At 72.7% G+C, this 13594-nt stretch carries 11 protein-coding genes; 6 read left to right on the top strand and 5 right to left on the bottom strand.

Going from position 1 to position 13594, the window contains the following annotated elements; translation table 11 throughout:
- Nucleotides 1–75: 75 nt before the first annotated feature.
- A complete protein-coding gene (locus ACZ4XD_RS09875) occupies nucleotides 76–1365 on the bottom strand; it encodes a globin domain-containing protein (protein WP_468040025.1) in 1290 nt (429 codons plus the stop codon).
- Between the two features lie 268 nt (nucleotides 1366–1633).
- Here ACZ4XD_RS09875 and ACZ4XD_RS09870 point away from each other — a divergent pair, with 268 nt between their 5' ends.
- A complete protein-coding gene (locus tag ACZ4XD_RS09870) occupies nucleotides 1634–2332 on the top strand; it encodes a response regulator (protein ID WP_468040021.1) in 699 nt (232 codons plus the stop codon).
- Nucleotides 2333–2378: 46 nt separating this feature from the next.
- Here ACZ4XD_RS09870 and ACZ4XD_RS09865 read toward each other — a convergent pair whose 3' ends face one another.
- The 4 genes from ACZ4XD_RS09865 to ACZ4XD_RS09850 all read right to left on the bottom strand — a co-directional run bounded on the left by ACZ4XD_RS09865 (nucleotide 2379) and on the right by ACZ4XD_RS09850 (nucleotide 7900).
- Nucleotides 2379–3989, bottom strand: a complete 1611-nt coding sequence (locus tag ACZ4XD_RS09865; RefSeq protein WP_468040103.1) for a sensor histidine kinase — start codon at nucleotides 3987–3989, stop codon at nucleotides 2379–2381.
- A 553-nt stretch (nucleotides 3990–4542) separates the two neighbouring features.
- Entirely contained in the window at nucleotides 4543–5529 is a 987-nt protein-coding gene (locus ACZ4XD_RS09860) for an NAD-dependent epimerase/dehydratase family protein (protein ID WP_468040018.1), read from the bottom strand.
- Nucleotides 5530–6038: 509 nt separating this feature from the next.
- Nucleotides 6039–6854: a hypothetical protein gene (locus ACZ4XD_RS09855; protein WP_468040016.1), complete on the bottom strand. Its 816-nt coding sequence runs from the start codon at nucleotides 6852–6854 to the stop codon at nucleotides 6039–6041.
- A 317-nt stretch (nucleotides 6855–7171) separates the two neighbouring features.
- Entirely contained in the window at nucleotides 7172–7900 is a 729-nt protein-coding gene (locus ACZ4XD_RS09850) for a pyridoxamine 5'-phosphate oxidase (RefSeq protein ID WP_468040014.1), read from the bottom strand.
- A 390-nt stretch (nucleotides 7901–8290) separates the two neighbouring features.
- On the opposite strand from ACZ4XD_RS09850, the gene ACZ4XD_RS09845 reads away from it, so the two are divergent.
- The 5 genes from ACZ4XD_RS09845 (at nucleotide 8291) to cseC (ending at nucleotide 13354) form a co-directional block, all read left to right on the top strand.
- A complete protein-coding gene (locus ACZ4XD_RS09845) occupies nucleotides 8291–9250 on the top strand; it encodes an HhH-GPD family protein (protein ID WP_468040012.1) in 960 nt (319 codons plus the stop codon).
- 654 nt (nucleotides 9251–9904) lie between these two features.
- Nucleotides 9905–10456 (top strand): SigE family RNA polymerase sigma factor, encoded by a 552-nt coding sequence (locus ACZ4XD_RS09840; RefSeq protein ID WP_037743322.1) that lies wholly within the window; start codon nucleotides 9905–9907, stop codon nucleotides 10454–10456.
- 253 nt (nucleotides 10457–10709) lie between these two features.
- Complete coding sequence (locus ACZ4XD_RS09835) at nucleotides 10710–11321, top strand: hypothetical protein (protein WP_468040009.1); 612 nt, start codon at nucleotides 10710–10712, stop codon at nucleotides 11319–11321.
- Nucleotides 11322–11330: 9 nt separating this feature from the next.
- Complete coding sequence (cseB, locus tag ACZ4XD_RS09830; protein ID WP_042150225.1) at nucleotides 11331–12041, top strand: two-component system response regulator CseB; 711 nt, start codon at nucleotides 11331–11333, stop codon at nucleotides 12039–12041.
- Nucleotides 12042–12049: 8 nt separating this feature from the next.
- On the top strand, nucleotides 12050–13354 hold the full coding sequence (gene cseC, locus ACZ4XD_RS09825) for a two-component system sensor histidine kinase CseC (RefSeq protein ID WP_468040007.1): 1305 nt from the start codon (nucleotides 12050–12052) through the stop codon (nucleotides 13352–13354).
- Nucleotides 13355–13594: the final 240 nt, after the last annotated feature.

Genomic DNA, 13594 nt, shown 5'->3' with positions numbered 1-13594 from the left:
ACGCGCTGACATGCCCAGTAGAAAGCCGGCGAGCACCGCGCACCAGGGGCCGTTCGGCCCCCGGGCGGCGCGGGATCAGGCGGCCGGGGAGTCGAGGACCGGGTCGTACCGGACCCGCTCGGCGGGCAGTCCGGCCGCGGTCAGCCGCGCCACGGTCGCGCCGACCATCGCGGGCGGCCCGCTGACGAAGGCGAGATGCCCGGACCAGTCACCACGGCGGGCCACCGCCTCCGCCACCGGGCCGCGGCCGCCCCCTCCGGCGCCCTCGTCGAGCACCGGCACCACATGCAGCCACCGATGGCGCTCCGCCCAACGGGACAGCACCCGCGCGTCATACAGCTCATCGCGGCTGCGGGCGCCCAGGAACAGCCGCACCCCGCGCGGCTCCCGCACCGCCGGCCGGGCGGGCCCACCACCGCCGCCCCGGCGCCCGGCCAGCTCCTCCAGCAGCGCCTTGACCGGGGCCCAGCCCGTGCCGCCCGCCACCATCAGCAGCTCGCGCGAGGGGTCGTCGTCCAGCGTCATCGTCCCCTGGGCGGGCCCCAGACGCAGGGCGTCCCCGACCCGGGTGTGCGCCACCAGCGCCTCACTGACCCCTCCGGCGCCGGTCTGCCGCACATGGAACTCCAGCTCGCGCACCGGCCGCGGGGCGCAGGCGAGGGAGTACTGCCGCCAGGCCTGCGGCAGCAGCGGGGACTCGACGGCGGCGTACTGGCCGGCCCGGTACGGATACGGCTCGTCGGTCCGCACCCGCAGCACCGCGAGGTCCGGGCGGCGCAGCTCATGGCCGACCACCGTGCCCCGCCAGTACGCCGGTTCGGCCAGAGTGGCCTCCGCGCCGTCGACCATGGCCGCCACGGCGAACCGCAGCATCCGCACCCACGCCTGCTCCGCCGCCTCGCTCCAGCCCGGCCCCGCGGACTTCCGCAACGCCACGCACAAGGCCGCCTCGAACGTCTCGTAGTGCACCGGCCGCACCCCGAGTTTGCGGTGGTCCCGGCCGAGCCGGGTGAAGAACGCGGCCACCTCGTCCGGGCGGTCCAGGTTCTCGATCAAGTAGCGGAAGGCGCGGGCGAGATGGGACCGCTGGAACTCCATCGACGCGGGGAACAGCCGCCGCAGGGACGGCCACCGCGCGAACATCTCGTCGTAGAGAAGGCCGATCAACTCGTCGAACGGCGTCACCAGCGGCAGGTGCCGCACGATCAGCCGCTGGTCGGCGGCGCCGTCATAGGGCACCGCCGACGCCAAGTCCGGCTCCGGCGCACGGTCCTGGCCCAGCATCCGGCGCCGCAGCCGCATCGCGTCGTGCCGGGCCAGCAGTGCGTGGTACTCGTGGCCGACGGTGCCCGTAAAGGCATGCATGAGCGGACCTCCTGGCTGCGACGAGGGACCGGGCGGCGGGATACCGGGGATGCCGCGGTCCGGAAAGGGGCGCCAGTATGGCAGCGGGCCGAGGTGCCCCATCGGCCCTGCTCCCCAGGGCCGTTCGGCCCTTTCGCCCCGCCGCGCAGCCCGCGATGCTCGACCCCGGGGGCCGTACCGGGCACGGCACGCCCACTAGGGCCACCCATACTGAGAGTCCCCACAACGGACCGCATCCCGCACCACCGGGCGACCAAGCGAGCACCGAATGAATCTGCATCCCGCACCCGCCGCGCCGCTGCGCGTCTTCATCCTCGACGACCACGAGGTGGTCCGGCGCGGGGTGCGGGACCTCCTCGAAGCGGAGGAGGACATCGCGGTCGTGGGCGAGGCGGGCGACCGCCGGCAGGCCCTCGCCCGGGTACCGGCCGTCCGCCCGCAGGTGGCGGTGCTCGACGTCCGCCTCGGCGGCGGCGACGGCCCCGGCGGCGACCACGAAGGCATCGAGGTGTGCCGGGAGTTACGCGCCCGGATGCCGGAGCTGGCCTGCCTGATGCTGACCTCGTTCGACGACGACGAAGCGCTCTTCGACGCCATCATGGCGGGGGCCGCCGGCTACGTCCTCAAGCAGATCAACGGATCCGGCCTGGTCCACGCGGTGCGCACGGTGGCGGCGGGCGAATCCATGCTGGACCCGCGCACCGCGTCCCGGGTGATGGCGCGGCTGCGCGGCCCCCACGAGACGCCCGAGGCACCGCCGTCGGAGCTGGACCAGCTCTCGCCCCGGGAACGGCAGGTACTGGAGCTGATCGGCGAGGGACTGACCAACCGGGAGATCGCCGACCGGCTGTTCCTCGCGGAGAAGACCGTCAAGAACCGCGTCTCGGCCATCCTCGCCAAGCTGGGCGTGGGCCGCCGCGTCCAGGCGGCGATGGTCGCCGAGCGCGTCCGGGAACAGCGGGGCTGAGCGCCGCCGTCCGCCCCACCGGGTCCGCCCCGATGCCCGACGGGGCTCAGCCCGGCAGCGGAACCCGCCACACGATCCGGGTACCGCCCGCCTCCGGGGACTCGACCGTCAGCCGGCCCCCGTACAGCTCGGCCCGCGCCCGCATATTGGCCAGGCCCCCCGTATGCCGCGCGGCGCCCACCCCCACCCCGTCGTCCACCACCGTCAGCGTCACCTCGTCCGCCACCGTCAGGGCGACATCGAGACGTCGGGCGCGGGCGTGCCGGGCGGCGTTGCTGAGGGCCTCCGCGGTCACCGCCAGCAGGTGCCCGGCCAGTTCTTCGGGGACGTTGGTGTCCGCCGGGCCGTCGATCCGCAGCGACGGGGTGAAGCCCAGCGTGCGCGCCGCCGTCCGCACGGCGTCGGTGAGCCCGCGGCGCAGACCCGCACCGTCAGCGCCGTCCCCGGCCGTGCGCAGTTCGAAGATGGTGGACCTAATGATCTTGATGGTGGTGTCCAGGTCATCGACCGCCCGCCCGACCCGCTCGGCCGCCTCGGGCCGGTCGATCAGCCGGGTCGCGCTCTGCAGCGTGATCCCGGTGGCGAATAGCCGCTGAATGGCCAGATCATGCAGGTCCCGGGCGATGCGGTCCCGGTCGTGGAAGACCGCCAGCTCCTCCGACTCGGCCCGCCGCCGGCCGAGTTCCAGGGCGATCACGGCCTGATCGGCGAAGCCCGAAATCAGCTTCGCGTCGGTCTCGTCGAAGGCCGGCCGGCCCGCCAGCCGGCACAGCCGCAGCGCCCCGCACCCGATGTCGACCTGGAGCGGCACCGCGACCGCCGGACCGTACTCCTCGTCCGCCCCGGTACCCGCCCCCAGCGGATGCGCCCGTGGATCGCTCCGCACATCGGCGCTGACCACCGGCCGCCCCGTACGCGCCGCCGTCCCGGGCAGCGACCCCTCGGCCGGCACCGTCAGCCCCGCGATACGGCCGGCGCCCGCGCCGTGCGCCACCGCCACCGCCAGCCGGTCCGGGGCCGACGGCACCGGCAGCAGCACCGCCGCACAGTCGGCGCCGGCCACCTCCATGGCCCGCTCGGCGATCAGCCGCAGCACCTGGTCCGCCTCCGTACCGGACAGCAGACTCCTGGTGATCTCGCCCAGCGCCTCCAGCCGGCGCTCCCGGCGACGGCTCTCGTGATACATCCGGGCGTTGTCGATGGCCACCCCCGCCGCGATCGACAGCGTGGTCACCACCGCCTCGTCATCGGCGTCGAACGAGACGCCGCCCCGCTTCTCGGTGAGGTAGAGATTGCCGAACACCTCGTCACGCACCCGGACCGGCACCCCGAGGAACGTCCGCATCGGCGGATGGTGCGCGGGAAAACCGTAACTGCGCGGATGGCGGGACAGATCGTTGAGCCGCAGCGGCTCGGGACGGCGGATGAGCTCACCGAGAATGCCCCGGCCGCACGGTAACGGGCCGATCGACGCGATGAGCTCCTCGGACATCCCCACCGGCAGGAACTGCGAGAGCCGCTGCCCGTCACCGACCACACCCAGCGCGCCGTACTCCGCGTCGGTGAGGTCGACCGCCGCCTCCACGATCCCCCCGAGCACCTGCGGCAACTCCAGCCCCCGCCCCAGGCCCATCACCGCGTCGAGCAGACTGCGCATCCGGTCCTCCGGCGCACGCAGCTGCGCCCAACGCGCCTCCGGCACGGCCCGCTTCGCCTCGGACATGACCGCACTGCCCCCCACTGCCCCGAACCCCGTCCCTGCTCAGCAGCGTACGCGAGCAGCCCGACCGCCCCGTCCGGAAACCGCATCCCCCGGCCACCGCGACCGGAGACCGCGTCCCCCGGCCACCCCAACCGGGGACCGCACCGGCCGGCCACCCCGACCGGGGGCCGCATCCCCCCGGCCACGCCACCCGGGGACCGCACCGGCCGGCCACCCCGACCCGGGGGCCGCACCGCCGAACATCCCCTCCCCGTAGGGGCTTTTCGGCCCGGCGAGGGGGCTGTTCGGCCCTGGGCGCCGGCACCCCGGCGAACGAGCATGGTGACACCGGGAAGGGCCGAGTCTCCCCCGTGCTCATGTCCCGGCCCTTCCCGGTCCATTGGCCGCGTTTCCGGGCCTCGCGGGGACCGCGGGACCTCGTCTCGTGGAGAAACCGCGAAAACTCACCCCCGCAGGGCGCGACCCTCACCCCCACAGGACGCGGCCCTCACCCCCGCAGGACCGTGGCCTCCTTCTCCTCCGGCAGCCCCACCACCGGTCGGTCCGACCGCTGCGGCGCCACCCCGCCGATGCGCTGGAGCCAGTCCCAGGTGTCGGCGACCGTCTCACCCACGGGACGGCAACGCAGCCCCGCCGCCAGAGCCTTGGACACATCGGAACCGTAGATCGCAGCATCCGGCTCGCCGGGCGCCAGCCAGACCGGCAGCTCGATCCATGGCGCGATACCGGCGGCGAGAACCTCCTCCGGGGCGGTCCAGCGCAGCTCCGCGTCCGCGCCCGTGACCGACACACAACTCTCCAGGAACTCCCCCATCGTGGCGTGCCCGACCTCGCTCACCAGGTTGTACGCACCGCCGCGCCCGGCCTCCAGCGCGTCGACCGTCCATACGGCGAGATCCCGGACGTCGATGTACTGGAGCGCCAACTCCCGTGGCCCCGGCGCAAGAACCGGGCCACCACGGGCGATCCGGGTCAGCCACCACGGCAGCCGCCCGATGTTCTCGTACGGCCCGAGGATCAGCCCCGCACGCAGCAGCAGCGCCCGGTCCCCGAACCCCTCGGCCGCGGCCAGCTCACCGCCCCGCTTGGCCTGCGCATAGTCCTCGGCGTCCGTGGCGTCGGGGGAGCCCGCCACCACCGGGGCGTGCTCGTCGAACGGCGGCGTGGGCGGAAAGGTGTACACCGAGCCGCTGGAGACATACGCATACCTCCCGACCCGCCCGGCCAGCAGCCGCGCCGTGTCCCGCACCGCCGACGGGGCACCGCTCCAGGTGTCGACGACGGCGTCCCACTCACCCTCCTCCAGGGTGGCGAGCCCCGCCGCACTCCCACGATCGCCGTGCAGCGCCCTCGCCCCCTCCGGCGGCGCATGCTTCCCCCGGTGGAACACCGTCACCTCCCACCCCCGCGCCAACGCCGCCTCGGCAACCGCCCGCCCCACGAACTCCGTACCACCCAGCATCAGTAGCTTCATAGCGGCGACTGTGCCGCACGCCACCACCCGCGACCAGCACCGCACGCTCTCAGCAGAATCCCTCTGAGCAGAACAAGGGGAGGGGACGCTTCCGTACTTGGCGCTTGGGGGCGGCCGGGTATTCGACTCTGGTTGGCGCGGTCGAAGCCGGTCGGTAGTGGTCAGCCCAGCCGGTGCCGGGGGCGCTTCCGTGGTTGGGGCGGCCGGGCGTTCGGCTCTGATTGGCGCAGGTCGGAGCCGGTCGGTAGTGGTCGGCCCAGCCGGTGCCGGGGGCGCTTCCGTGCTTGGGGCGGCCGGGCGTTCGGCTCTGGTCGGCGCGGATCGGAGCCGGTCAGTAGTGGTGGTCGGCTCCGGCCGGTGCCGGTCGTCGGGCTCGATTCGCAGCCTCAGCTCCAGGCTCAGCTCCGAGCTCAGCTCTGGGCTCAGCTCTGGGCATCAGGCGGCGGCTTCGGCCCTCAGGCGACGGCCTCAGCCGTGTCATCCCTGAGCCGTGTCAGCCCTCCGCCGTGTCAGCCCTCAGCCAGGACGAACGTCGTACGGGCCGCCTCCAGCCCCGGCACCTTCGCCTCGATCTCATACTTGCCGGCGGGCACCTTGGCCGAACTCGGCGTGGCACACTGCGGGCCGCTGGCCCGGCGGTCCCACTCGATGGTGCGCTGCACGGACCCCTTGGCCGGCACCTGCAACAGCGCGGGGGCGGTGCCCGACGGGCAGTCGTTCGAGGCCCAGACCCGTTCGTCGCCCGCCGCGTCGCTGATGGTGAGCACCGCGGCCTTCTGCCCGAGATCCACCTTGCAGGCCGCCCCGGCCGCATTCTCGATCGTCAGCTCGAACTTCGGCCGGGTACCGGGCGCGTAGGAGTGCTTGACGCTACGAAGATCCAACTCGGCCTTACCGGTAACACAGTTGGGGAGCGAGGAACCGGCCGCGACGGCGTTCTTGCCGGAGCCCTGACCGATCGGCCCACTCCCGGAACCGGAACCACCGGATCCTCCACTGCCGCCGGAACTACCACTGCCGCCCCCCGCGGCGCCCGACCCACCGGAACCGGAGCCCGAGCCCCCGTCGTCACCCGACTCATCGCGCCCGCCCGGCTTTTGGTCATTCACCGGCCCGCTGGCGGAAGGTCCAGGCGTGATGGACGTCGCGGGTCCCTGGCCGTGCGATCCCTTGCCCTCATCACCGCTCTTTCCGGCATCCCCGCCCCAGTTGACGGCCCACACCACCAGGAGGGCGAGCAGGACGACGATGGCCAGCGCAACGGCCCTCCGCCGCCAGTAGATGGAGGAGGGAAGCGGCCCGATCGGATTGCGCAGTGATCCCACGCGGAAACTCTACGAGAGATCGGCACCCACACCGGCCAGTACCCGCCGCTTCCGGCTGCAACTTTTCCCATGATCGGCCCGGAACCGGCCAGAAGCCGGTCGGAAGCCGCCCCCCGACCCGCGTTTCCGTCCCAACGGTGCCTGATGGCCCAGCAACTCCTCGACAACCGCCGCCGTCGGCGCGGGCGCCACCAGCTCTCGATCCACTCCACTCCGGTCCGCTCCGGCTACTCCACTCCGGCCTCACTGTCAGCTGCGCCCCGGCCGATCGCCAGCAGCGGCACAACCGGACCCGTCCATACGGCCGTTGATCATGCTCAGCCCCGCGACCACTCCTCCTTGTGGCCGAAGCCCTGACTGTTGTCGATCAGCCGCAGCCAGTCGGGGCGCAGCTCCCAGAGCGTCGTCCGCTCCAGGGCGGCACGCAGCCGGTCACTCGTCGCGACGAACGGAAAGCGCTCGACATACACCTGCCAGCCGGCCGCCCGCTCGGCGCCGGTCAGCGGACGGCAGCGCCCCCGCCCCTGAAGCCCCGTCAGGCCGCCCCACTCCTGCCCGTCCCGCTGAGCCGTGAACGCGACCCGCGCGCCGGGCTCCGCAAGGGCCCGGCCGTGCCGCGTCGTGGTCGCGGTGACGAAATACAGCACGGGCCCGGCACCAGCCTCCAGGCCGCCCGTCACGCCGGCCGCCCCGCCGGCCTCCACCCCCGACACGCCGGACGCGCCGGACACGCCCGACTCATCGGCCTCGTCGACGCCGTCGGTTGCGCCGGCCTCGTCGGTTGCGAAGGCCTCGTCGATCGCGCCGGGTGTCTTGGCCGCGTCGGCGGTGGCAGTCCCCTCAACCGCCTCGGCCGCCCCGGTCGCGTACAGCACCGCGCAGGCCTGCGGCCCTTCCTCGTCCACATACGCGAGCGTCATCGTCGTATGCGCGGCCAGCGCTCGCCGGATCACCTCCGGGCAGACCGGCCCGGCCGTCGCGCCCGCGCCGTCCGCCCCGCCCGTCCCCGTACCGTCCGTGCCGCCCGCTCCACTCATCTCCGCCATGCCCGCATCCTCGCTCGTTGTCTCCTTGGCCTCGCTTGCCGCCTCCTTCTATTCCAGCAACGATTACGGAGAGTAGCGAGTTCCTGGCGGGGTGTTGCGGTTGAGGCGACGCGCCGGTCCCCCGCATCGCACGCCCTCTCCCCGCCCGCCGCCGGGCCACCGACCCCCGGCCCCTGAACGCAGAGCGCCGACCGCCGACCGATTCGCCCACCGCTTACCGCTCGCCGCTCGCCGCTCACCACCCTCCCCCCATGCCCCGCCCCACCCCTCCCTACCCCCCAGTAGCCCCCGTCCGTGAGTGGTTGGCCGTCCTGCGTGTGGGTGGGCGTGCGGCGGGGCGGGCCCGGTGCGTTTCCTGGGCGAGGCCGGACGTGCCAGGATCGGCATGCCATGACTTCGACGCCTGTCACCACCACTGCCACGACCGCCGCCGCCGAGACCGCTTCTGCCGCCGACGCGGCCGCGGAAGCCGCCGACGGGACCGCGCTGCACGGCCCGGTCACCGACTGGTTCGACGAGCACGCCCGCGATCTGCCCTGGCGCCGCCCCGAAGCGGGCGCCTGGGGTGTGATGGTGAGCGAGTTCATGTTGCAGCAGACCCCGGTCAGCAGAGTGCTGCCGGTGTACGAGCAGTGGCTGGCCCGCTGGCCGCGCCCCGCCGACCTGGCCGCCGAGGCGCCGGGCGAGGCGGTCCGGGCCTGGGGCCGGCTCGGCTATCCGCGCCGCGCGCTGCGGCTGCACGCCGCCGCCTCCGCGATACAGGAGCGGCACGGCGGCGACGTGCCGCGTGAGCACGGCCAGTTGCTGGCGCTGCCCGGCGTCGGCGAGTACACGGCCGCGGCGGTCGCGTCCTTCGCGTACGGGCAGCGGCACGCGGTGCTGGACACCAATGTGCGCCGGGTGTTCGCCCGCGCGGTGGCCGGCCGCCAGTTCCCGCCGAACGCCACCACCGCGGCGGAACGCAAGCTCGCCCGTGCGCTGCTGCCCGAGGACGAGCAGCTCGCGGCGCGCTGGGCGGCGGCCACGATGGAGCTGGGTGCGCTGCTGTGCACGGCGCGTACGCCGGAGTGTCACCGTTGTCCGATCGCGGCGCAGTGCGCGTGGCGGCAGGCCGGGTCGCCGGCGCACGACGGTCCGCCGCGTCGTACGCAGACCTATGCCGGTACCGACCGGCAGGTGCGCGGCAAGCTGCTGGCCGTGCTGCGCGAGGCGGTCGCGCCGGTGCCGCAGCAGGTGCTGGACGCGGTGTGGGACGAGCCGGTGCAGCGTGCGCGGGCGTTGGACGGGCTGGTCTCGGACGGTCTGGTCGAGCCGCTGGCCGGAGGCCGGTACCGGCTGCCACTGACGTAGCCCGGCCGTCACCCAGGCCGGACTACGGCTGCCATACGCACAGGAGCCCGGCCGTCGCTCAGGCCGGGCTACGCCTGCCATACGCGCAGAAGCCCGGCCACCATGTGCGCCAGAGCACGGCTGTCACCCCACAGGACCGCGGCCGTCACACGTGCGCGACCGCGGCTGCCCTCCCCCAAGAACGCGGCCGTCCCCAGCACCGGCCACACGCACAGGGCCGCGGCCGCCATCCCCCAGCCCCACCCACACCCACCACACCCTCACACCAAAAGGAGGCGCGGCCGCTCAGGCGGCCGCGCCTCCCGGCGTGACGGCCGACCGTCTGACGCGGTAACACATTTAGGGCCGCATGACCGAAAGGTGCCGCGATACGGCCTGAAGAAGGCCCTCGCCGGGCGCGGTTGCCGTCGCGTCACGGCCGGTAGGTCTTGCGGCGGGGGTGCTTCTCCCCCCGGAGTATGACGTGCGCGGGCCTGCCGTCCGTCCGAAGTAGGACCCCTGGCGCGCTGTTACACAACCGAGGGTTTTCCGTGCACTCGTTGTGGGGCCGACGCACATTACGTCGCAACACCCCCTCCGTAGCGTCTTCCTCGTGCTGGAGATGACTGCCGGCACGGTCAACGTGGGGAACGAAAGCGGATCGGAGGCGTCGAGATGGCGACCAGCGGCGGCAAGGTACTGGACTTCGAAGAGTACGTTCGTACGCGGCAGGAGGCCCTGCTGCGGAGCGCCCGGCGCCTCGTGCCCGATCCGGTGGACGCTCAGGATCTGTTGCAGACCGCTCTGGTCCGCACCTATGGCCGCTGGGACGGCATCGCGGACAAGTCGCTGGCCGACGCCTACCTCCGCCGCGTCATGATCAACACCCGGACGGAGTGGTGGCGGGCGCGCAAGCTGGAGGAGGTGCCCACCGAGCAGCTCCCTGACGCGAGCGTGGACGACGGCACCGAGCAGCGCGCGGACCGTGCCCTGCTGATGGACATCCTGGGGGTGCTCGCTCCGAAGCAGCGCAGCGTGGTGGTGCTGCGACACTGGGAGCAGATGAGCACGGAGGAGACCGCGGCGGCGCTCGGGATGTCGACGGGTACCGTCAAGAGCACGCTGCACCGTGCGCTGGCGCGGCTGCGTCAGGAGCTTCAGATGCGCGACATCGATGCCCGGATGTTGGAGCGCGGCGAGCGGGAGCGGGAGCGGTGCGCGGCCTGACGGGCGACGCACGGCACGCGGGACACGGCACGACGCACGACATCACACCAGTTACCACACGAAAACTATCCTTACCGGTGAAAACGGGCAGAACGACGGGCGCCTTACGGCTCCGGGCTCGACGCGCGACAATCACTTCAGGAACAGCAGCGGGATCAGCGGCTGTGCGAGCAGCACGGTGAGCGGGAGCGGATTGTCCAGGTACAGGTTGACCAGGATCGGGTTGACCAGAGGCGGCGCGGCCACGGCAGGAGTGGCCGCCGTCGGCCTTTTGCTGGCCGGATGCAATCCGGGGGGCGAGGGTGTGCGCAGCGAGGGCTCCGCGACCAGCACCCCGGTGCCCCCCAAGGGCCCGGTGAGCAGTTCTCCCAGCCCGTCCTCGACCGCGGACTACAAGAAGGTCGACGCGGTCCAGCTGCTGAAGGACGACCCCAAGGTCGGCGCGTTCGTGAAGAAGTCCCTGGCCAAGCCGTGCGCCGCCGACGAGTACCCGGTCGAGGTGACCTATGCGTCGCTGACCGGCGGCAAGTCCCCCGATGTCATCGTCAACGTCATGACCTGCGCGGATTCCGTCGGGATCGGCTCGTACGTCTACCGCAAGCACAGCGGCACGAAGCTCGGGTATGACAACGTGTACACGAACGAACAGCCGTCGGTCTCCGCCGGGGTCAACAAGGGCGAGCTGGAGGTCTCCAAGCAGACCTATGACACCGGCGACAAGGTGTGCTGCCCTTCGGGTGAGGACGTGATGCCCTACCGCTGGTCGGGTGGCCGCTTCGTCGAGGACCACGGCTATCACACCGACTACAGCAAGACCACCGTCGACGGCGCCACGCCGGACGACGGCACGGGATCGGAGGGTTGAGACAACCGCATGGCCGAGACCCATGTGCTCTTCGTCGAGGACGATGACGTCATCCGCGAGGCCACTCAGCTCGCTCTGGAGCGGGACGGCTTCGTGGTCACCGCGATGCCCGACGGGCTCGCGGGGCTGGAGGCGTTCCGTGCCAACCGTCCGGACATCGCCCTGCTCGATGTGATGGTGCCGGGGCTCGACGGCGTCAGCCTGTGCCGGCGGATCCGCGACGAGTCGACGGTTCCCGTCATCATGCTGTCGGCGCGTGCCGATTCCATCGATGTGGTGCTCGGTCTGGAGGCCGGCGCCGACGACTATGTCACCAAGCCGTTCGACGGTGCGGTGCTGGTCGCCCGGATCCGTGCCGTGCTGCGCCGCTTCGGTCACGCCAGCGGGCCGGAGCGGGGCGGTGCCGCGGCGGCCGAGGCGGACGATCCCGCCGAGGCCGTGCTGCGGTTCGGTGATCTGGAGGTCGACACCGAGGGCATGGAGGTGCGCAAGGGCGGCCGGAATGTCGCGCTGACGCCCACCGAGATGCGGCTGCTGCTGGAGTTCTCGAACGCGCCGGGTACGGTCCTGTCGCGGGACCGGCTGCTGGAGCGGGTCTGGGACTACGGCTGGGGTGGTGACACCCGGGTGGTGGACGTCCATGTCCAGCGGTTGCGCGGCAAGATCGGCCAGGACCGGATCGAGACGGTCCGCGGCTTCGGATACAAGCTGAGAGGCTGACACCTCCGGTGGTCAGGCTGGCCCTGCGGACGGGGCTGAGATGGAAGCTCAGCGCCGCGATCGCGCTCGTCGGAGCACTGGTCGCGATCGCGCTGAGCCTTGTCGTGCACAACGCCGCCCGGCATTCCATGCTCGACAACAGCCGGGATGTGCAGATCGAGCGGCTCAACTTCACGCAGAAGATCTTCGAGTCCACCAACCGGCTGCAGTTCGGCGCGAAGATCGATGATCCGTCGCTGCCGCGGCCGCTGCGTGACGAGGTCGCCAAGAACAAGCGCGCCACCTATCTCCAGGACACCGGGCAGACCGCCCCCGAGGTGTGGGCGGCCTCCCCGCTCAGCAACGGCCGGGTGCTGTCCATCCACGACAGTTTCCCGGACCGCTTCGCCGTCCTGGACGATCTGGACCAGGCGCTGGTGATCGGCTCGACCGCGGTGGTGGTCGGCGGCTGTGCGCTGGGTGTGCTGGTCGGCGGGCGGCTCTCCCAGCGCCTGCGCAAGGCGGCCGCGGCGGCCGGCAAGCTCGCCGACGGCGACACCTCGGTCCGTATCCGCGACGAGGTCGGCATCGGCCGGGTGCGGGACGAGACCGATGATCTGGCGTGGGCCGTGGATGCCATGTCGGACGCCCTGCAGGAACGGATCGAGGCCGAGCGGCGGGTCACCGCCGATATCGCGCATGAGCTGCGCACCCCGGTCACCGGTCTGCTGACCGCCGCCGAACTGCTGCCGCCGGGCCGCCCGTCCGAGCTGGTGCGCGACCGGGCCCAGGCGCTGCGCACCCTGGTCGAGGATGTGCTGGAGGTGGCGCGGCTGGACGGTCATGCGGAGCGCGCCGAGCTTCAGGACGTGGTGCTCGGGGAGTTCGTGGCCCGCCGGGTGCGGGCCCTGGACCCGGACATCGTCGTCAACGTCGTACGGGACGCCGATGTCACCACCGATCCGCGTCGGCTGGAGCGGATCCTCGGCAATCTCATCGCCAATGCGGCCCGGCACGGCCGCCCGCCGATCGAGGTCACCGTCGAGGGCCGGGTGCTGCGGGTGCGCGACCACGGTCCGGGTTTCCCCGAGGCGCTGTTGCGGGAGGGCCCGAGCCGTTTCCGTACGGGCAGCAGCGACCGGGCGGGCCGCGGGCACGGGCTGGGGCTGACGATCGCGGCGGGCCAGGCCCGGGTGCTGGGGGCCCGCCTGACGTTCCGCAACGCGGAGGAGCTGACGGACGGGTCGACGGGGGCGGTGTCCGTTCTCTGGCTTCCGGAGAACGCTCCTACCAATACGGGGAGCTTTCCGGTTATTCAGCTGCCGGATCGCTGACTTCCCACGCTTTCGGCTGTCCCGCCATGGTGGTTGCCCGCCGTTTGGTGCCCGCTGCGCGGTGCCCCCGCCGTTGCTCCCCCACTGCCTGAAGGGCGTGGGAGGTACCCCCACGCGGCGGGCCGGGTCCGCTGCGCGGGGCTGTGGGTGCGGTGGAGGGGGGTCCGGGGGGGGGGGGGGGGGGGGGCCTGTTTTTGTTTCACCCCCCCCCCCCCCCCCCCCCCCCCCCCCCCCCCGGTG

The organism is Streptomyces sp. NPDC029466 (genome assembly GCF_055574515.1).
This window is presented reverse-complemented; position numbering and strand designations above follow the sequence as displayed.